This window comes from [Muricauda] lutisoli (nom. illeg.) (assembly GCF_017313105.1).
Classification (GTDB): Bacteria; Bacteroidota; Bacteroidia; order Flavobacteriales; family Flavobacteriaceae; genus Flagellimonas; species Flagellimonas lutisoli.
This window is the reverse complement of the sequence record NZ_JAFLND010000001.1, coordinates 1,141,607-1,160,614: the sequence shown is the minus strand read 5'-3', so window position 1 is coordinate 1,160,614 and position 19,008 is coordinate 1,141,607. Positions and strand designations below refer to the sequence as shown.

Genomic DNA, 19,008 nt, shown 5'->3' with positions numbered 1-19,008 from the left:
TGCTATTGCATTTATATTAGCAATAGTTTTGCTATATGTCCAGTAAAAGCTTGGGGATTTTTTATGGGGTCCTGGGAGTAGTGATGTTCTCCTCCAAGGCAGTAATGGTGAAATTGGCGTACCGCTACAATGTCGATACGCTCGATTTGCTGCTGTTTCGAATGTTGTTTTCACTTCCATTTTACATTTTCATATTGTTTTTGATTCGAAAAAAACCAGCAAACACAAAAATTGTGGCAAAAGATTATGCATGGCTGTTTCTTTTTGGCTTTGTGGGTTACTATTTGGCCAGTTATTTTGATTTTTTGGGGTTGAATTACATCAAAGCTGGCCTGGAGCGTATCATTCTTTTTGTGTACCCAACCATTGTTGTATTTCTAAGTTGGCTGATATTTAGGCAAAAAATATCCAGGGTGCAATTTATCGCCATTCTTATCACCTACTTTGGTGTGCTCATTACCTTTTGGGACGAATTGGAGGTCTCTGGCAACGGAGTACTGCTGGGAGGGTTTCTGGTATTGCTGAGTGCCATTACCTACGCCTCTTATTTGGTGGGAAGTGGTTGGTTGATCCCCAAATTCGGTGTGCTCCGATTTACCTGTTACGCGATGATCGTGTCCACAATCTGTATTGTAATGCACTATTTGGTATCGGGCAATTGGGGATTTATGGATTATTCTTGGCCCGTATATGCATACGGTTTTGCAATGGCCATTTTCGCTACGTTCATTCCTTCGTTTTTGGTGTCGGCGGCAATCGAAAGGTTGGGAGCCTCCAACTTTTCAATTTTGGGAAGTTTAGGCCCCATTTCCACAATTTTGCTCGCCTTTGTTTTTTTGGACGAAAAACTCACATATTGGCAGTTGGTTGGAATGTCGGTTGTTATTTTTGGGGTGACCTACCTGTCAATCCAAGGCAAAAAGCGGGCTAAAGGCTGATATATATTAACAATTATTGTTTTTCATTGTTGATTACTTTCTACCCTACACCCTTTTATTTTTGCTCCTAAATTTTATATTGCAATGATTAACCCTTAACTAATGGCAGATACCCAATATACTGAAGATAATATCCGTTCGCTGGACTGGAAGGAGCATATTCGTATGCGTCCAGGGATGTACATTGGAAAATTGGGAGACGGTTCCTCCGCAGATGATGGTATTTATATTCTTTTAAAAGAAGTGCTCGACAACTCCATCGACGAATTTGTGATGGGAGCGGGGAAGACCATCGAAATCAACATAAAGGACAATACCGTCCATGTTCGCGACTACGGCCGTGGTATTCCACTTGGGAAAGTGGTGGACGTTGTTTCCAAAATGAACACAGGTGGCAAGTACGATACCCGAGCTTTTAAAAAATCCGTTGGATTGAATGGGGTGGGTACCAAAGCTGTGAATGCGCTCTCCACCTACTTTAGGGTGGAATCCAACCGGGAAGGACAGTCCAAGTCTGCTGAATTTGAGACGGGTAATCTGGTCAATGAGGAACTTTTGGAGGAATCATCCCGAAGAAAGGGGACCAAGGTAAGTTTTACCCCTGACGAATCCATCTTTAAAAAATATAAATACAGGAACGAGTATGTGGAACGCATGCTCAAAAACTATGTCTACCTAAATCCTGGTTTGACCATTGTTTTCAATGGGGAAAAATTTCATTCGGAAAATGGCCTGAAGGATTTATTGGAAGACAACAATAATAACGAGGACTTTCTTTATCCCATCATTCACCTAAAGGGAAATGATATCGAGGTCGCGATGACCCACAGTAAAACCCAGTATAGTGAAGAATATCATTCCTTCGTAAACGGGCAACATACTACACAAGGAGGTACACATCAATCTGCATTTAGAGAAGCCATTGTAAAAACCGTCCGTGATTTCTACGGAAAAAACTATGATGCTTCGGATGTTAGAAAATCAATCATATCCGCAATTTCCATTAAAGTAATGGAACCCGTGTTCGAGAGTCAGACCAAAACCAAATTGGGTTCCACTGATATGGGAGGGGATTTGCCAACGGTGCGTACCTACATCAACGATTTTATCGGTACACATTTGGACAATTACCTTCATAAAAACCCTCAAACTGCCGAGGCGTTGCAAAAGAAAATTGTTCAGGCGGAGAAAGAACGCAAGGAACTCTCCGGCATTCGAAAGCTAGCAAGGGACCGAGCCAAAAAAGCAAGCCTTCACAATAAAAAGCTAAGAGATTGTCGTATCCACCTGCAGGATATGAAAAAGGACCGTCGTCTGGAAACCACCTTGTTCATAACCGAGGGGGATTCTGCATCTGGCTCCATTACCAAATCCAGGGATGTAAACACACAAGCAGTGTTCAGTTTACGAGGAAAACCATTGAACTCCTACGGTATGTCCAAAAAAATCGTTTACGAAAACGAGGAGTTCAATTTATTGCAGGCCGCGCTCAACATTGAGGATTCGATGGAGGACTTGCGCTACAATAATATCGTGATCGCAACAGATGCCGATGTGGACGGAATGCATATCCGTTTGTTGCTGATAACCTTCTTTTTGCAATTTTTCCCAGAATTGATCAAAGAAAATCATTTATATATTCTTCAAACCCCACTGTTCAGGGTGCGCAATAAAAAAGAGACGATTTATTGCTATAGTGATGAAGAAAGAAAACAAGCCATTAAAAAACTCTCCGGAAAACCTGAAATTACCCGATTTAAAGGATTGGGTGAAATTTCCCCAGATGAGTTTAAAAACTTTATTGGTGATGATATCCGTTTGGAGCCCGTGATGCTGGATAAAGCGATGAGCATAGATGCCCTTTTGAAATTTTATATGGGCAAAAATACGCCGGACAGACAAGAATTCATCATCAACAACCTTAAAGTGGAACTTGACCTTGTTGAGGAAAACCAACTACAACCCAAATAAATGCCGCCTTTCTAAATGGAAGAGAACGAAGAACTGAACGATGAAAGTTTAGAAAACCAAGACGAGTCCCAAGATAGCCTGGTAAAGGTTACTGGTATGTACAAGGATTGGTTTTTGGATTACGCTTCCTATGTAATTCTGGAGCGTGCCGTACCAGCTATCGAAGATGGGTTCAAGCCCGTACAGCGCAGAATTATGCACTCGCTGAAAGAACTGGACGATGGCCGTTACAACAAAGTGGCCAATGTGGTGGGGCATACCATGCAGTACCACCCGCACGGCGATGCCAGTATAGCAGATGCCATGGTTCAAATTGGTCAAAAGGACTTGCTTATAGATACCCAAGGTAACTGGGGAAACATATTAACTGGTGATGGGGCCGCGGCACCACGTTATATTGAGGCCAGATTGTCCAAATTTGCCTTGGAAGTGGTGTACAGTCCAAAAATTACGGAGTGGCAACTTTCTTATGACGGCAGAAAAAAGGAGCCCGTTAACCTTCCCGTAAAATTCCCATTATTGCTCGCTCAAGGAGCAGAGGGTATTGCGGTAGGTTTGTCAACAAAAATTTTGCCGCACAACTTCAACGAACTTATTGATGCCTCGATAAAACACCTAAAAGGTAAGCGTTTCACCTTAGTGCCAGATTTTCCCACAGCGGGAATAATCGATGTGACCAATTACAATGATGGTATGCGTGGCGGCAAGATCAGGGTAAGGGCCAAAATATCGACTTTGGACAAAAATACCTTGGTCATCAACGAAATACCTTATGGCACCAACACCTCCTCTTTAATTGATTCTATCTTAAAAGCTAACGATAAGGGAAAAATCAAAATAAAAAGGATAGAGGACAATACGGCGGCCGAGGTGGAAATTTTGGTGCATTTGCCCAATGGTATCTCTCCGGACAAAACGATTGATGCCCTTTACGCATTCACCGCTTGTGAATCTTCCATTTCCCCATTAGGCTGTGTTATCGAGGACAACAAACCTTTGTTCATCGGTATCAAGGAGATGCTCGAAAGATCTACAGACAACACGGTAGAGTTGCTTAAAGCAGAACTTCAAATCCAATTGGATGAACTCGAGGAACAGTGGCATTTTTCTTCCTTGGAACGAATTTTTATCGAGAATAGGATTTATCGCGAAATAGAGGAAGAGGAAACTTGGGAAGGTGTTATCGAAGCTATTGACAAAGGGTTGAAACCACACATTTCCCATTTAAAAAGAGAGGTGACCAAGGATGACATTGTTCGGTTGACTGAAATCCGAATCAAGCGTATTTCAAAGTTTGATTTGGACAAGGCACAGCAACTTATTGAAAGTTTGGAAGATAGGATTGCCCAAACCAAGCATCACTTGGAGCATTTGGTGGATTTTGCCATCAACTATTTTAAGGAACTCAAAAAGAAGTACGGAGCAGGACGAGAGCGTAAATCGGAAATAAAAATATTCGATGATATTGAGGCCACTAAAGTGGTTATCAGAAACACCAAACTTTATGTAAATCGTGAAGAAGGGTTTATTGGAACCTCGTTAAAACGTGATGAATACGTAACGGATTGTAGTGACATAGACGACATTATTGTATTTACCAAAAAAGGGGATATGATGGTCACCAAAGTGGATTCCAAAGTTTTTGTCGGCAAAAACATTATCCATGTCGCCGTATTTAAAAAGAAAGATAAGCGGACTACCTATAACATGATCTACAAGAGCATGAAAGGTGGACCTAGTTACGTAAAGCGTTTCAATGTCACCAGTATGACCCGCGATAAAATATATCAGCTTGCAGGGGATAAAACTTCCTCTGAAGTGCTGTACTTCTCGGCGAATCCCAATGGAGAAGCAGAAGTGGTCACCGTTATGTTGCGACAATCGGGCAGCATTAAAAAACTGAAATGGGACCTTGATTTTTCCGATGTTCTGATCAAAGGAAGAGGTTCCAAAGGAAATTTAGTGACCAAATATGCCATTAAACGCATTGAACTCAAGGAGAAAGGTGTATCCACATTGAAACCTAGAAAAATTTGGTTTGACGATGTGGTGAGCCGCCTCAATGTTGATGGAAGAGGGGAGTTGCTGGGTGAATTTAAAGGGGACGATCTACTTTTGGTAATAGATCAAAAAGGAATCGTGAAAACAATTCCGCCCGATTTGCTCACTCGTTTTAATGATGATATGATCGTGCTTGAAAAATGGAACCCAAAGAAACCCATCTCGGTAGTACATTATGTGGGTGATAAAGACCGCTTTTACTTAAAAAGATTCTTAATCGAGAACCCGAACAAAGAAGAAGTGGTGATCGATGAGGATTCGAAATCTTATTTGGAGTTTGTGTCCACAGATTGGAGGCCCATGCTGGAAATTGAATTTGTAAAGCCTCGCGGAAAGGACCCAAAACCGAACCTTGAAGTGAACGTAGAGGATTTTATAGCTGTAAAAGGAATCAAAGCTATTGGAAACCAGCTCACAACAGATAAAGTCAAAAACATCAATGCGTTAGAGTCCCTACCCTTTGAAGAGCCCGAAAAACAAAAAACTGAGGATATTGAGGTGGTGGATGAAGAACAGATAGACAGTGATAATGATGATATAGAAACAAAGAATGACAGTTCTGATCAAACAACTTTGTTTTAAAGCTTTTTATGGCTAATTTGCCAAATCGATTTAATACCCAAAGCAGACCGCTTAATACATATAAATATTTATGGATTTTACAAACCCGCTGGTGTATGGTGTACCAGTTTTTATTGCCTTTATACTTCTAGAATTAACATACAGCAAAACCCACGACCATGAACATAACGACCTTTATAATTGGAAGGACTTAGCGGCTAGTGGTTTTATGGGGATTGGTTCTGCAATTCTTGGACCTTTGTTCAAAGTAGCTTTTGCCATTCTTCTTTTTGAAGGCACGTATGAACTTTTCAATCCCGTTGTAGATGGAGTACGAACAAACTTTTTGGGATACGAATCCTTTGGCTATGCCTGGTATATTTGGATTATTTGCCAATTAGCCGATGATTTTACGTATTATTGGTTCCACAGAGCGAATCACGAAGTACGTATTTTGTGGGCAGCACATATTGTACATCATTCTTCCGACAATTTTAATTTGGGGACCGCTATCAGAAACGGATGGTTCACTATTTTATACAAACCCTTCTTTTACATTTGGATGCCGGCCATTGGATTTCCTCCAGAAATGGTGTTGGTCTGTTTGGGCATAGAAGCTTTGTGGCAATTCCAATTGCACACTGTTTACGTTCCAAAACTTGGCTTTTTGGAAAAGATATTCAACACCCACACCATGCACCAGGTACATCACGCACAAAACGTCGAGTATTTGGATAAGAACCATGGTGGTTTCTTGAATATTTTTGATAAAATGTTCGGTACTTGGAAGGAGTTGGATGATGATATCGATGTCAAATACGGAGTGATCCACGCTCCAAACTCTTACAATCCCATAGTTATCCTAACACATGAGTTTAAAGATATTTGGAACGATGTCAAAAAGTCTAAAAAGCTCTCCCATAAATTAATGTACATCTTTGGCCCTCCTGGTTGGAGCCACGATGGAAGCACATTAACGGTTAAGCAGCAACAAAGGTTATTCAAGAAACACAAGGAAGCTAGCCCTGAACTGGTCTATCAAAGGCCAAATTAGTGCTCATTTAAGGAGTGGTCTTCTTTCTCTTGAACATTTTTTTGCATTCTAAGGTTCAAAAATTCAACCATTAAGGAGAAGGCAATGGCGAAGTAAAGGTAGCCTTTTGGTATGGCCCCAACCTCGTTTCCGAAAACCTGTAAATGAGATAAATGTGCCGATTCCGCTATCAGCATAAAACCTATCAGAATCAAAAACGATAATCCCAATACCTGTATAGATGGGTGACGATTCACAAATTCTCCTACGGGGTTAGCGAACAACATCATAATTAATACGGAGATTACCACTGCCGTTATCATCAAAACCAATGCATCTGTAGGATTTGGAGAAATCCCGTTGGTCATTCCAATAGCAGTCAAAATGGAGTCGAAAGAAAACACAATATTGATTACCGTAATCTGTACGATGGCATTCATCAAGGAGGTAGAACGTGATTTTTTCACTTCTCGCTCGTCGTGACCACGGTCTTCAATCTTCTCATGGATTTCCCGAGTACTTTTATAGAGCAGGAAAAGCCCGCCTGCGAATAATATTAACGCCTGCCAACTTATACCGCCGGTCAACCAAGATTCGTTCAGCACTAAAAATGGTTTTTTCATTTTTGTGAGCCATGTAATCCCGAACAATAGAACAATTCGTAACAGCATGGCTAGGACCAATCCGATATTTGTTGCCTTTCTCCTGTCTTTTTTTTCCAACTTGCCCGCAGCAATGGAAATAAATATGATATTGTCAATTCCTAAGACGATTTCCAAGAAAGTTAGGGTCAGCAATGCCATCCAGGCATCTGGACTTGCAAATATGTCGAACATGGCTAGTCTATTTTATGGGCGACACCTTTAAATTTTCGATTATCGCCAACTACATTATATTCAAAAGTATAGGAAGAATCCTTAGTGGTCAATATTTTAATATGGATAGGTTTTTCTTCAGCCTTGTTCTTTGGGTTAAGGTTTTTTAGAATGTATTCGCAATCGTTTATCCAACGAATGGAAGAAGAGTCTTTTTTTCCTTCAAACTCATCCACTTCCAATTCAAGGGTCCTGTAAAACGTAGTTTCTTTCTCTTCGCCATTGATAGTGGCCGTGAATGAAAATTCACCTGTTTTAAAATCTTTGCAATTACGCTCTGGTGGTTGTCCGCACGCTATAAATAAAAGTGTGATGAACCCTGAAGAAAGATATTTTATCATACTTGCAAAGTAACGGAAAGTAGGGGAAAGGGTCAATCCTTTTTAGTATTGAATGTTCTAAAAGTACCATCCTTATAAAACAACACTATTTTATAAGGTTCTTGTTCCATGTGTTTTTCCTCCTTCAATAATTTAGGGGCTCTCTCTTGACTCTCTATTTCTTTTTCCAGCGGCTCCGGTGTTTGATTTCCATTCCCTGCCTCCTTAGGAAAACTACCCTCTCCTTTTAAAAGCCAATACAAATCTACCTGAGGGTAGGTTTCGACCAATTTCATCACAAAATCCAAACTGGGTTTGTTTCTGCCATTCAATAAATGGGAAATACTCGACCGTTGCACCCCGATTTCATCAGCAAAGGCAGAAACAGTCAATTCCAAATGTTCTATAATGGTCTCTATACGCGATACAATTCCTTTATTCACAAATGTAAATTTATATACATCTAAGATATTAAAATAATATCCCAAATAATAACCCTTAATATAAATAAAGTAAATTATCTAGAAGTTTTTATTCAAGTATACTCTCTTAATATACTGAAATACTGTAATATACACTTATAAATATCATTTAATTGACAATTGTACCGAGATAGGTAGTATACACATAAAAAAACGTTACAAATGTATATCAACGGAATAACAAAACAGTTACATTTGTAAATTCAACTATGGTTACTTTTGTAAACTTTAATTGGGAATCTTATAATGGACTACAGCGTTTACAAGGAGAAATCTATTGAAGGAAGATATATTACTATGGAATCCATTGGTTCCTGTTTATCCAAACTATCCACGGCCCCTATTCCTATAGGTGATTCCGTGAACGGCGTAGAAATTAAAGCTTTTAAATTAGGGTCGGGCGACAAAAAAGTGCTCATGTGGTCTCAAATGCACGGCAATGAGTCCACGACTACAAAGGCCCTTTGCGATATGTTCAACTTCCTTGGTTCCAATGAACCACTGGCTAAAAACATATTAAAGCATTCTACACTTATGATTGTTCCTATATTAAACCCCGATGGAGCGATTGTATATACCAGGGAGAACATTAATAAAATAGACTTGAACCGTGATGCAAAAAATTTGAGCCAACCAGAAAGCAGGGCGTTGCGAGAATTGTTCGAATCCTTTGAACCTGACTTTTGCTTTAATCTACATGACCAACGAACACTATTTAGTGCGGGAAAGACCAACAAACCGGCAACAGTTTCCTTTTTGTCTCCGGCAAGTAATAAAGACCGTCATATTACTCCAACCCGGGAAGTCGCCATGAAGTTGATCGTTGCCATGGATTCCATGCTTCAAAACCATATTCCCGGACAGGTGGGAAGGTACGACGATGGGTTTAACGACAATTGCGTGGGGGATACCTTTCAAAAATTCGGCGCCCCCACTGTTCTATTCGAGTCGGGTCATTATCCAGGGGATTATAGCCGCGAGAAAACCAGGGAGTATATCTTTTGGTCGCTTTTAGAAGCGCTCAAAACTATTGTGGAAAACAGAATAGATTGTTTTAAGACGGGTGATTACTTTTCCATTCCCAACAACCAAAAATTGTTTTTTGATGTTCTGATCCTCAATCCAACAATTGTAAACCCTGAAATTGAAACAGGACATGCTGTGGGCATCAGATATAAAGAAGTGTTGGATGGCGATAAAATTACTTTTAAGCCCGAAATTGCGGAAATAGGGCCCCTTGAGGAGTTTTATGGGCACCAAACCATAGAATGTATTGATAACAAGGATTTTGGCTTTAGAACTTCACAAAAAGAAATCCTAGATTTACTTCTAAATTTCAATAAATAAGAACCATTTTTTCTTAGTTCTTGCATTTTATTTAAAAAAGAACCATTTTTATTACGTAAATTTCCTTTTTTAACTACTTTTGCTGCTAAATTTAATGTGATGAACAAAGTTAAGCTAGACGAGATAGATCACCAGATATTGGACATGTTAATCGATAATACCCGTACTCCATTTACGGATATTGCAAAAAAATTGTTGATTTCCGCAGGTACGGTTCATGTCCGAGTCAAAAAAATGGAAGAATCAGGTATTATCAAAGGTTCTTCCCTAACTCTTGACTATGTCAAATTGGGCTATTCATTTATTGCCTATGTTGGGATATTCTTGGAAAAAACGCATCAGACCAAATTTGTACTGGAAAGATTGAGCCAAATACCATACGTGACCGTGGCTCACATTACAACTGGCAAGTTCAATATTTTCTGTAAAATCAGGGCAAGGGATACAACACATGCCAAAAACATCATTTTCAAGATTGATGATATTGAAGGTATCAGCCGTACAGAAACAATGATCTCCTTGGAAGAAAGCATTAACGATAAAAGACGTTTGATGCATACCATCTTTAACGAGCTATAATATTTCTTTTTTATGGTACTTTCAGAACTACCGTCTTCTGAATACAACCCATTTTACCAGACCTATGTCATGGCATTGGGCAATGTGGAATTGATTGAGGAATTGGTAAGGGGTAAAGACGAGTTATTGTCATTGTTAAAAGAAATACCCGAACAAAAACTTGATTATGCCTACGCCAAGGGCAAATGGTCCTTGGCGGAAGCATTGATCCACGTAATCGATACCGAGAGGGTTTTTCAATACCGTGCGCTTTGTATTGCAAGAAATGACAAAACCCCACTTCCTGGGTTTGATCAAGATGATTATGTTCCTTATTCCAACGCAGCGAACCGTTCAAAAGCTTCTTTGGTTCAAGAGTATAAAGCGGTGAGGGATTCCACCATAGCACTCTTTAATTCGTTTGACCAAGAAGCTATAAAAAGAATTGGTTTGGCCAGTGATTCAAAAATGAGTGTTCGAGCGCTAGGGTTTATTATTAGCGGACACCAAGCGCACCATGTCCGAATTATAAAAGAAAGGTATTTAGCCTAGATCAATATTGATTATCCTCCTCCATATCTTCAGCAGGGGAGTCAATTCCTTCAAAAGAATCACCCTCAAAATCAGAAGCAACTAGTGCCTTGTCCAGTTCCTTTTCTATGGTCTCCTCGAAATTGGCCATAAAATTGGAAAGACTCTTACTGATCTTTACCAGATAGATGGTATCTGCCGTTTTCACTTCAACAGCTTCGATTACCTCACCATTTGGCTTTTTAATGGTAATCATGTCGTCATCACCATAACCATCTGGATAGGAGTCAATTAATGTAACGGCCACCTTGTGGTCCAACTTTTTGTAGTCAATCAAAATTCGTTTCATAATGGTTAGTTATTAATAGTGTTCCTAAACTAGGAATTTTTGAATTTGATGGACTCTTAGAGTTGCAAAAGCAAAAAATAAGTATGCGAAGTGTTTATTCTTTGTAGTAAGCGAATGCCTTATGAAACAATTCTTCAGGAATTTTAACATCGGTAACCGCTTCGCCAATGGATTGCAGCAAAACAAAATTCACATTACCGTGAGAATTTTTTTTGTCGTATTTCAGTAGTTGAAGTATAGCTTCAATGTCATCCGTAGTAAAGTCTACCTTGTCAAAATACTTTGAAAAGCCTTTTTTGATTTCGTCAAGGGACAATTTGGGCAGACCTCGCAGTTCATGCGATAAATACCCTTCCAGAACCATTCCGGCAGCGATGGCCTCTCCGTGCAGCAAAGTTTTTTTGTCGGGATTGTCCAAACAATAGGACTCAATGGCATGGCCAAGCGTATGGCCAAAGTTTAAGATTTTACGCAGTCCTTTTTCGGTAGGGTCTTGCAGAACCACCTTGTTCTTTATGGCTATAGACCTTTGAATGCAGGACGCATCCGTAAAACCTCCTTTTTCAGTTAAATCTTCCCAATATTCTTTGTCTTGGATAAGTCCGTGCTTCAACATTTCTGCATATCCACTGATTACTTGCCGTTGATCTAGTGTTTTCAGGAATTCAGGGAAAATCAATACCATTTCTGGTTGGTTGATTACCCCAATCTGGTTCTTTAACGAACCGAGGTCAACGCCGGTTTTTCCACCAATGGAGGCATCTACCATAGATAGTAGGGTAGTGGGGATATTGATAAAATCGATTCCTCGTTTAAAGGTAGAAGCCACAAAACCTCCCATATCGGTCAGTACACCACCTCCTAGGTTGAGCAATAAACTTTTTCGGTCCCCTCCTAAATTGGACAAATCTTCCCAGAGCTGTAAACAGGTATGGATATGCTTGTTCTCTTCTCCGGACTGAATTTCCAAAATGGCATCAATGGGGTGCTGAAATATTTTTTCAAATTTTGGCAAACAATGCGTTTTGGTGTTCTCATCCACCAACACAAATATTTTGGAGTAATCCCTATTGGCAACATGTTGGTTTAGAGAGGCTTCTGCCAATTCGTTAATATGTACGTCGTAAGACTGTGATTTAACCGATTCCATAAATTTAATTACACTGCTAAATAAAGACTATTTTTATATATAAGGTTCTAGTTTGCGTACTTATCTTTGAATCTTTAATGGATATTTAAGAATGCGACCAAATTTTGAGAATACTGCAATAGCATTTGAGCTTAAGTCGGACTCCCAGTTGGAGCGAGCCTATTTTCTTTTTAAAATGATTTCCATGGAACCCTTGGTCCGTATTGGGGCAGCGGTGACCAATTTTGCCATTAAGGCACACTTACCCGTAGAGGGTTTGATCAGGGCCACTGTATTCGACCATTTCTGTGGTGGGGTAAGTGAGAAAGATTGCCTTCCCATAATTGATAATATGTACGGTAACGGTGTATATTCGATTTTAGACTATTCGGCCGAAGGAAAAGAGGTGGACAATCAGTTTGATTTTGCCATGGAAAAGACTTTGGACATACTCGATTTTGTCAAGGAAAAAGATGCCATGCCCTTTGCTGTTTTTAAACCTACGGGCTTTGGGCGTTTTAAGATATTTGAGAAAGTCACCGCAGGCAGCGAACTTACTGAAAAAGAAAAAGGAGAGTGGGATAGGATTGTCAATCGGTTTGAAAAGGTCTGTAAAAAAGCACATGACCTAGATGTTTCTCTATTGATAGATGCAGAAGAGAGTTGGATGCAGGATGCCGCGGACGACCTGGTACTGGATATGATGCGAAAATACAACAAGGAGAAGGCTGTTGTGTTCAATACCTTTCAAATGTATCGTTGGGACCGGATGGATTATATTAAAAAGCTCTACAAATTAGCTGTTGATGAAGGCTTTAAAATAGGAGCGAAAGTGGTTAGGGGTGCATATATGGAAAAAGAGAACGAAAGAGCCGAAGACAAAGAATATGAGACTCCGATATGTGCAAACAAAAGCTTGACCGATGAAAACTTCAATGCTTCATTGGATTATATGATGGAGCATTTGGATGAATTCGTCATCTTCTCTGGCACGCATAACGAACAAAGCACTTATAGGTTGATCGATTTGATGGAAAAATACGGCCTGCCTGCCAACGATGAAAGAATATGGTTTGGTCAATTGTTCGGTATGAGTGACCATATCACCTATAATTTAGCGGCCAGCGGATACAACTCCGTTAAATATTTGCCTTACGGACCAGTTCGTGATGTAATGCCCTACCTGATTAGAAGGGCAGAGGAAAACACTTCGGTGGCCGGACAAACGTCTCGTGAGCTTGCCCTGATCACCAAAGAACGGAAACGGAGGAAGTTGGCGGATTGATAGCAATATCTTCACTGTCAGACCTATAAAAAATGATCATGCCAATTTTTCTTTAAGATTTATGTAACAATTGGGAGAAATTATATACCAATGGGATAAACATGCCCATATGGAATTGGACCTACTTAAAAAAAACTGGCAAAAAATAGATTTTGACTTAGAACAGAAAAACGCATCTTCTATAAAAGAGATTAAAGGGCTTAAATCAATAATTACGGCCAAAACCATTACAAAAAAACTTTTCCGATATTCTCTAATAGAATTTTCACTCTGGGGAGTGGCAGCAATAGGGCTACAGTACTTCTTTCAAGAATTTACGCCACAATCCTTTCTTGATTTTCAACCATTGATTTATATTGAAAAATTAAATTTTGTCGTTCTAATTGCATTTCTTGCCTTGTTCTTTTGGAGCTTCAAATCAATTAATACAACTAATAATATTCTAAACTTAATCACAAGAATTTTTAGAGTGAAAAAAGTGGTCAAAGGGTATATCACATTTAACCTAATTATCTTTAACCTGACATTCTTGATGAGTTATATTTGGGAATTGAACAACAATGAAGAGATAGCGGGAATCTTAAAAAATGAATCGAGTTTCATGTATCTGGCACTACTACTTTTTGGTGCTACCTTCGCTATAATTTTCACCTTATTAGTATATAGAGCTTACAACTTTATTTATGGCAGATTTATTTTAAATTTTGATGATTTGACACAGAATTTAAAACATTTAATTGATCGAAAATAAAAAAGGCCAGGTAATCCGGCCTTTTCACAAATACGTTTGGTTTAAATTAAAACGTCAATGATGTCAATCAGGACATCAACTACTTTTTTAGCAAGTGCTGCCATAATACATAAACTTTGTAGGTTAACAATTGTGAAGATTTTACTTCACTTACTACAAGAAATGTAATGCAGCATGAATGGTTTACTTCGTAAAAATTGATGGATGGCTTGGTTGAATTGACCTATACACCATATCAATTGACAAATTGATTTATACTTTCGATCACTACCTCCTCCTCACAATTTTTGGCCTTTAATTCCAATGCTTCCCCATTGTACTCATGTGAAATAAAGTACGTTTTACAGGGCTCGGATTTGGTGTCGCTCTTGCCAAAATCCACATCGCCGTCATTTAAAAATGCATTAACCATAAGGGTATCGCGATATTGTTCTGGAAGGGCTTCAGAAAAAACCAATGTTTTGGAGCGCATGTCCTTGAGTACCCTACAATTGGGGAAATAGCAGAAATCCAACCCCTCTTCACCTGATTTTTTCTTTAAGAAGAAAACCAAAAAAATCAATCCTATGGACAGTCCAACCAAGTACCATCCCAATCGTTTCAAAAATGCCATCTACATTAAAAAATAAGAAAATTAATATCGTTATAGCTCAAACCGAACCAATCCCCCACGGATTTATTGGTCAAGATGCCGTGGTACATATAAAGCCCATTGCGAAGGCCCTTATCAAACCTTAGGGAATGTTCCAGACCTCCTTCTTCGCCGATTTTTAATAAATAGGGCGTAAAGATATTACTTATAGAAATAGAAGAAGTTCTTGGGTAGCGCGATGGAATATTGGGAACCCCGTAATGGATGACACCAAATTTTTCAAATGTGGGCTTTCTGTGCGTAGTGACTTCCGAGGTTTCAAAACAGCCTCCCATATCAATGCTCACATCGATGATTACGGCTCCTTTTTTCATGTTCTCGACCATGGTACTCGTAACAACCACCGGAGAACGGTCCTTTCCGCGGGTGGCGCCAATGGCAACATCGCAGCGTTTTAAGGATTTGATCAAGTTTTTTGGTTGTACGGTTGATGTGTACAATGTCTGGTTTAAACTGGTTTGAAGGTTTCTAAGTTTACTGATGGAGTTGTCGAACACCTTAACGTTTGCACCAAGTCCCAAAGCCGAACGGGCAGCAAATTCACCTACGGTTCCAGCTCCGATAATTACCACTTCCACGGGCGGTACACCACTAATGTTCCCGAACATAAGTCCGTTACCTTTACTGGTGTTGGCCATCAATTCAGAAGCAATCAAAATGGAAGAGATTCCAGCGATTTCACTGAGCGACCGTACAGCGGGGTAGTTCCCGTCGTCGTCCCTTATATATTCAAAGGCTATGGCCGTAAGTCTTTTTTTGGCCATAATTTCAAAATACTCCTTGTTCTGGGTCTTTATCTGTAAGGCGGAAATTATGATCGTCTGTGGATTCAACAAATCAATTTCCGAAAGGGTAGGGGGCTCTACCTTTAAAATAATGGGGCATGAAAATACTTTTTTGGTGTCTCGGGTTATTTCTGCTCCCGCATTAGTGTAATCTATATCCGAAAAATTGGCGCCTTCACCGGCTCCGGATTCCAAAAGCACGCGATGCCCATTTGCCGTGATGGCATTGACCGCATCCGGTGTAAGGCATACTCGTTTTTCTTGATATTGGTTTTCCTTTGGAATTCCTATGAAAAGCTCCCCTTTTTGTGTGACGACTTCGAGGGTTTCTTCTTGTGGAAGTAATTGCTGTTTGCTAAATGGAGAGGAAGCTTGGCTCATAAAAGGGTAAATCTATTCAAAATACCATAGGGTATTAAAACAAATTTACATTTTTTTTGACACCGTCTTTTGTCGTTGTTCCAGTTTCTCACGTTCCTTGCGCAATTCCTCTTTTTCTTTAAGGATTTGAAGTTCTGTATCCATGGCTTCCAGGTCTATTCCGTGGACGTGCTTATCCACCAGTTTTACCCTAATAAAATACACTATGGGAACCACGACCATAGTCACGGCAATAACATAAAGAATTTCGTTTTCATCTATTCGCTCGCTATTGGTATAATTCAATACGGTGTACAATTGAAAACTGTACATGGCAATAGGAATCAAAATAGCATGGTACCACCAATTTTTAGAGGTAACGAACCATATGACCAAAAGAAGCAAGGGCACCAATTTGTTTAAGTAATAATAGAAAGCTAGACTTACATCATTGTCAAACCCATTGTCCGTAAACTCAATACCTAAAAAAGTCCATGTATCCGTACCTACCGGTAAATACTTATACCCATAAAAAAGTATGGGAGAAATAGCAATGAATAATGCTACCACCCCTTCGATTACAAACTTTTTCCTAATCCTAGTTTTATCCTTCATTGTTGTAGATAACTATAAAAATGAAAGATTATTGTAAAAAAAATAATCCCTTCTCGAAAAAAGGGATTATTGTTTCGGTTTGGAAAAAGATTACTAAAGCTTTTTTAGCTGATCTTTTCTAATGCTAGTTGTTTGATCCTTGTCAATGGAAATAGTGCTGGTTGAAACAGCGGTCATTGCCAAAAATGCAACGGCTAGCAATCCAAAAAAAACTTTTTTAGTGTTCATCGTAAAAGAGTTTTTGGTTAATAAATGAATTCATTCACAAAACAAATGTAGGAAAATATTTCAACTAACCATGCCTTTTATCGATAAAATTGGAATTTAAACGTAAAAAACAGTCCTTTTATCGAAATCGGCTTGTTCTGTGCAATAATTTCTCTGAAGATATATTGATTGCTTTTTAAGAAACATTTAACTCGATTGAACGAGTGTTTTCCTCGATAAACTGCAAGAATACACGTACAGCGTCTTCTGGAAGTAAGGAAGAGATTTTATCGGGCCATTCTATAAACAACCATGCATCGGTACTCAAATAATCCTCAAACCCCATGTCCAAGGCTTCCATTTCATCATTTAACCTGTAAAAATCAAAATGGTAGGCCAGGGGCGTGTCATTTTCGTCATAATACTCATTTACCAAACCAAAGGTAGGGCTGTTGGCCACATCCACGGCACCAAGCTCTTTAACCAAAGCTTTGACCAATGTGGTCTTGCCGACACCCATATTGCCATACAGGCAAAGAATCTTATTTGGTGCCTTGTGCAATAATTCTTTGGCTATCTCTTGAATCTCATTCAATTGAAAAGTTTGCTTCACTCCAGTCTTATTTTGGGTCCAAAACTACAAAAGGAACAATCATTTCCTCTAAAGAAACACCCCCATGCTGATAGGTATTCCGGTAATAGCTCACATAATGATTATAGTTGTTCGGGTATGCAAAAAACAGATCGTTCTTCGCAAAAATGAAACTACTGCTCAAGTTAATGTTCGGCAAGTGAATTTCCTGTGGGTTTTTGGTGGCCAAAACATCTTTGTCTTGATACGTAAGGCTCCGTCCGGTTTTATAGCGAAGGTTTAAGCTCGTTTCTCGGTCTCCTATTACTTTGGAGGGCTGTTTCACATTGATGGTACCGTGGTCCGTGGTCAGTATCAGCTTCATGCCCAAATCCTGTGCCTGCTGTATGATGTCCAATAAGGGCGAATTCTTGAACCAGCTCAAAGTAAGCGACCTGTACGCTTTATCGTTGGAGGCAAGTTCCTTTACCACTTCCATTTCTGTTTTGGAGTGGGAGAGCATATCCACAAAATTGTAGACAACCACAGTAAGGTCGTTGTCCTTTTGTGATTTAAAATTAGAGGCCAATTGTTTCCCCTGTTTAAGGTTGCTGATTTTATGATATTCCCAATTGAGGTCCAGCCCCAATCGTTTTAACTGTTCTCCCAAGAACTCTGCTTCATGCAGGTTTTTGCCGCCCTCATCGGTATCGTTTTTCCACCAATCCGGATAACGTTTTTCCATTTCCGAGGGCATTAGTCCAGAAAACAACGCATTACGGGCATACTGTGTAGCTGTTGGAAGAATACTGAAATAAGCGCATTCTTGTTTCTTTTTGTAATGGACCGAGAGCGTTTTCTCAAAAGCGAGCCATTGGTCGTACCTTAAATTATCTATGACCACCAACAAGGTTTTGTTGTCTTCCAATTCGGGCTGAATTTTATTTTTGAACAGGGTGTGGGACATTACAGGGGCATCGCCATCTTTGAACCAATTTTTGTAGTTTTTGTCCACAAACTTTCCAAACTGCGAATTGGCCTCCACTTTTTGGGACTCCAATATCTCGAACATGCCAGAATCTTCGATTTGCTCCAGCTCAAGTTCCCAATAAATCAATTTTTTATAAAGGTCCACCCATTCTTCCTGTGTATTGATCATGGAAAGGTCCATGGCGATTTTTCGGAACTCCTGTTGGTAATTGGCTGTAGTTTTCTCGGATACCAAACGGGAATTGTCCAAACTCTTTTTAAGCGAAAGCAAAATTTGATTGGGGTTAACAGGTTTTATAAGGTAATCCGCAATTTTGGAACCGATAGCTTCGTCCATGATGTATTCCTCTTCACTCTTGGTGATCATCACCACAGGAATAGACCCATCGTACTTTTTTATCTCGGTCAAGGTTTCCAATCCTGATAGGCCCGGCATATTTTCATCTAAAAAAACAATGTCGAAAAAAGTTCCCTTGATCTCTTCGATGGCATCCTGTCCACTTTGACTGGTCACCACTTTATATCCCTTGCTTTCCAGAAATAATATGTGAGGTTTTAATAGGTCTATTTCATCATCGACCCAAAGAATTGTTATCTTGTTCATATAGTAGTTATCTTTGTGGGAATTAAAACAAAA

The 19,008-nt window shown here is 39.5% G+C and carries 19 protein-coding genes; 9 read left to right on the top strand and 10 right to left on the bottom strand.

Annotation, left to right across the window (positions count from 1 at the left end; genetic code table 11):
• The first annotated feature begins 35 nt into the window (after positions 1–35).
• The 4 genes from J0X13_RS05475 to J0X13_RS05460 all read left to right on the top strand — a co-directional run bounded on the left by J0X13_RS05475 (position 36) and on the right by J0X13_RS05460 (position 6,585).
• On the top strand, positions 36–938 hold the full coding sequence (locus tag J0X13_RS05475; protein WP_207070426.1) for a DMT family transporter: 903 nt from the start codon (positions 36–38) through the stop codon (positions 936–938).
• 102 nt (positions 939–1,040) lie between these two features.
• A complete protein-coding gene (locus J0X13_RS05470) occupies positions 1,041–2,909 on the top strand; it encodes a DNA topoisomerase IV subunit B (protein WP_207070425.1) in 1,869 nt (622 codons plus the stop codon).
• Between the two features lie 15 nt (positions 2,910–2,924).
• Positions 2,925–5,552 (top strand): DNA gyrase/topoisomerase IV subunit A, encoded by a 2,628-nt coding sequence (locus J0X13_RS05465; RefSeq protein ID WP_207070424.1) that lies wholly within the window; start codon positions 2,925–2,927, stop codon positions 5,550–5,552.
• Positions 5,553–5,622: 70 nt separating this feature from the next.
• Positions 5,623–6,585: a sterol desaturase family protein gene (locus J0X13_RS05460; protein ID WP_207070423.1), complete on the top strand. Its 963-nt coding sequence runs from the start codon at positions 5,623–5,625 to the stop codon at positions 6,583–6,585.
• Here the strand turns inward: J0X13_RS05460 and J0X13_RS05455 are convergent.
• The 3 genes from J0X13_RS05455 to J0X13_RS05445 are packed head-to-tail and all read right to left on the bottom strand — an operon-like array spanning position 6,582 to position 8,202.
• A complete protein-coding gene (locus tag J0X13_RS05455) occupies positions 6,582–7,400 on the bottom strand; it encodes a TerC family protein (RefSeq protein WP_207070422.1) in 819 nt (272 codons plus the stop codon). The two genes, J0X13_RS05460 and J0X13_RS05455, sit on opposite strands and share 4 nt — an antisense overlap.
• A 2-nt stretch (positions 7,401–7,402) precedes the next feature.
• On the bottom strand, positions 7,403–7,780 hold the full coding sequence (locus J0X13_RS05450; RefSeq protein ID WP_207070421.1) for a DNA topoisomerase IV: 378 nt from the start codon (positions 7,778–7,780) through the stop codon (positions 7,403–7,405).
• Between the two features lie 32 nt (positions 7,781–7,812).
• Positions 7,813–8,202 carry a helix-turn-helix transcriptional regulator gene (locus tag J0X13_RS05445; protein WP_207070420.1) on the bottom strand — a complete coding sequence of 130 codons (390 nt, stop codon included), beginning with the start codon at positions 8,200–8,202 and terminating at the stop codon, positions 7,813–7,815.
• Between the two features lie 285 nt (positions 8,203–8,487).
• Here J0X13_RS05445 and J0X13_RS05440 point away from each other — a divergent pair, with 285 nt between their 5' ends.
• The 3 genes from J0X13_RS05440 (at position 8,488) to J0X13_RS05430 (ending at position 10,698) form a co-directional block, all read left to right on the top strand.
• On the top strand, positions 8,488–9,588 hold the full coding sequence (locus J0X13_RS05440; protein ID WP_242535618.1) for a M14 family metallopeptidase: 1,101 nt from the start codon (positions 8,488–8,490) through the stop codon (positions 9,586–9,588).
• 99 nt (positions 9,589–9,687) lie between these two features.
• Positions 9,688–10,167 carry an Lrp/AsnC family transcriptional regulator gene (locus tag J0X13_RS05435; RefSeq protein ID WP_108246105.1) on the top strand — a complete coding sequence of 160 codons (480 nt, stop codon included), beginning with the start codon at positions 9,688–9,690 and terminating at the stop codon, positions 10,165–10,167.
• 12 nt (positions 10,168–10,179) lie between these two features.
• The gene (locus J0X13_RS05430; RefSeq protein ID WP_207070419.1) at positions 10,180–10,698 is read left to right on the top strand and encodes a DinB family protein; all 519 of its coding nucleotides are present in this window, start codon (positions 10,180–10,182) and stop codon (positions 10,696–10,698) included.
• A 1-nt stretch (position 10,699) separates the two neighbouring features.
• On the opposite strand, the gene J0X13_RS05425 is transcribed toward J0X13_RS05430, so the two are convergent.
• Positions 10,700–11,026 (bottom strand): hypothetical protein, encoded by a 327-nt coding sequence (locus J0X13_RS05425; protein WP_207070418.1) that lies wholly within the window; start codon positions 11,024–11,026, stop codon positions 10,700–10,702.
• Between the two features lie 94 nt (positions 11,027–11,120).
• The gene (gene aroB / locus J0X13_RS05420; protein WP_207070417.1) at positions 11,121–12,176 is read right to left on the bottom strand and encodes a 3-dehydroquinate synthase; all 1,056 of its coding nucleotides are present in this window, start codon (positions 12,174–12,176) and stop codon (positions 11,121–11,123) included.
• Positions 12,177–12,267: 91 nt separating this feature from the next.
• Between aroB and J0X13_RS05415 the strand changes: the two genes are divergently transcribed.
• The gene (locus tag J0X13_RS05415; RefSeq protein ID WP_207070416.1) at positions 12,268–13,440 is read left to right on the top strand and encodes a proline dehydrogenase family protein; all 1,173 of its coding nucleotides are present in this window, start codon (positions 12,268–12,270) and stop codon (positions 13,438–13,440) included.
• Between the two features lie 109 nt (positions 13,441–13,549).
• Positions 13,550–14,191, top strand: coding sequence for a DUF8845 family protein (locus tag J0X13_RS05410; protein ID WP_207070415.1), 642 nt, complete (start codon positions 13,550–13,552; stop codon positions 14,189–14,191).
• Between the two features lie 235 nt (positions 14,192–14,426).
• Here J0X13_RS05410 and J0X13_RS05405 read toward each other — a convergent pair whose 3' ends face one another.
• From J0X13_RS05405 to porX, 5 genes are all read right to left on the bottom strand, one after another.
• The gene (locus tag J0X13_RS05405; RefSeq protein ID WP_207070414.1) at positions 14,427–14,804 is read right to left on the bottom strand and encodes a DUF4258 domain-containing protein; all 378 of its coding nucleotides are present in this window, start codon (positions 14,802–14,804) and stop codon (positions 14,427–14,429) included.
• A 5-nt stretch (positions 14,805–14,809) separates the two neighbouring features.
• The gene (locus tag J0X13_RS05400; RefSeq protein WP_207070413.1) at positions 14,810–16,009 is read right to left on the bottom strand and encodes an alanine dehydrogenase; all 1,200 of its coding nucleotides are present in this window, start codon (positions 16,007–16,009) and stop codon (positions 14,810–14,812) included.
• Positions 16,010–16,054: 45 nt separating this feature from the next.
• Positions 16,055–16,603 (bottom strand): hypothetical protein, encoded by a 549-nt coding sequence (locus J0X13_RS05395; protein ID WP_207070412.1) that lies wholly within the window; start codon positions 16,601–16,603, stop codon positions 16,055–16,057.
• A gap of 403 nt (positions 16,604–17,006) precedes the next feature.
• Positions 17,007–17,423: a tRNA (adenosine(37)-N6)-threonylcarbamoyltransferase complex ATPase subunit type 1 TsaE gene (gene tsaE, locus J0X13_RS05390; RefSeq protein ID WP_207070411.1), complete on the bottom strand. Its 417-nt coding sequence runs from the start codon at positions 17,421–17,423 to the stop codon at positions 17,007–17,009.
• Positions 17,424–17,430: 7 nt separating this feature from the next.
• The gene (porX, locus tag J0X13_RS05385) at positions 17,431–18,975 is read right to left on the bottom strand and encodes a T9SS response regulator signal transducer PorX (protein WP_207070410.1); all 1,545 of its coding nucleotides are present in this window, start codon (positions 18,973–18,975) and stop codon (positions 17,431–17,433) included.
• Positions 18,976–19,008 lie beyond the last annotated feature (33 nt).

Coding starts and splice junctions, on each gene's coding strand:
- J0X13_RS05465 (WP_207070424.1), top strand. CDS start 2,925: ATGGAAGAGAACGAAGAACTGAACGATGAAAGTTTAGAAAACCAAGAC.
- J0X13_RS05400 (WP_207070413.1), bottom strand. CDS start 16,009: ATGAGCCAAGCTTCCTCTCCATTTAGCAAACAGCAATTACTTCCACAA.
- J0X13_RS05425 (WP_207070418.1), bottom strand. CDS start 11,026: ATGAAACGAATTTTGATTGACTACAAAAAGTTGGACCACAAGGTGGCC.
- J0X13_RS05460 (WP_207070423.1), top strand. CDS start 5,623: ATGGATTTTACAAACCCGCTGGTGTATGGTGTACCAGTTTTTATTGCC.
- J0X13_RS05440 (WP_242535618.1), top strand. CDS start 8,488: ATGGACTACAGCGTTTACAAGGAGAAATCTATTGAAGGAAGATATATT.
- J0X13_RS05470 (WP_207070425.1), top strand. CDS start 1,041: ATGGCAGATACCCAATATACTGAAGATAATATCCGTTCGCTGGACTGG.
- J0X13_RS05475 (WP_207070426.1), top strand. CDS start 36: ATGTCCAGTAAAAGCTTGGGGATTTTTTATGGGGTCCTGGGAGTAGTG.
- aroB (WP_207070417.1), bottom strand. CDS start 12,176: ATGGAATCGGTTAAATCACAGTCTTACGACGTACATATTAACGAATTG.
- J0X13_RS05450 (WP_207070421.1), bottom strand. CDS start 7,780: ATGATAAAATATCTTTCTTCAGGGTTCATCACACTTTTATTTATAGCG.
- J0X13_RS05455 (WP_207070422.1), bottom strand. CDS start 7,400: ATGTTCGACATATTTGCAAGTCCAGATGCCTGGATGGCATTGCTGACC.
- porX (WP_207070410.1), bottom strand. CDS start 18,975: ATGAACAAGATAACAATTCTTTGGGTCGATGATGAAATAGACCTATTA.
- J0X13_RS05395 (WP_207070412.1), bottom strand. CDS start 16,603: ATGAAGGATAAAACTAGGATTAGGAAAAAGTTTGTAATCGAAGGGGTG.
- J0X13_RS05410 (WP_207070415.1), top strand. CDS start 13,550: ATGGAATTGGACCTACTTAAAAAAAACTGGCAAAAAATAGATTTTGAC.
- J0X13_RS05415 (WP_207070416.1), top strand. CDS start 12,268: ATGCGACCAAATTTTGAGAATACTGCAATAGCATTTGAGCTTAAGTCG.
- J0X13_RS05435 (WP_108246105.1), top strand. CDS start 9,688: ATGAACAAAGTTAAGCTAGACGAGATAGATCACCAGATATTGGACATG.
- J0X13_RS05405 (WP_207070414.1), bottom strand. CDS start 14,804: ATGGCATTTTTGAAACGATTGGGATGGTACTTGGTTGGACTGTCCATA.
- J0X13_RS05430 (WP_207070419.1), top strand. CDS start 10,180: ATGGTACTTTCAGAACTACCGTCTTCTGAATACAACCCATTTTACCAG.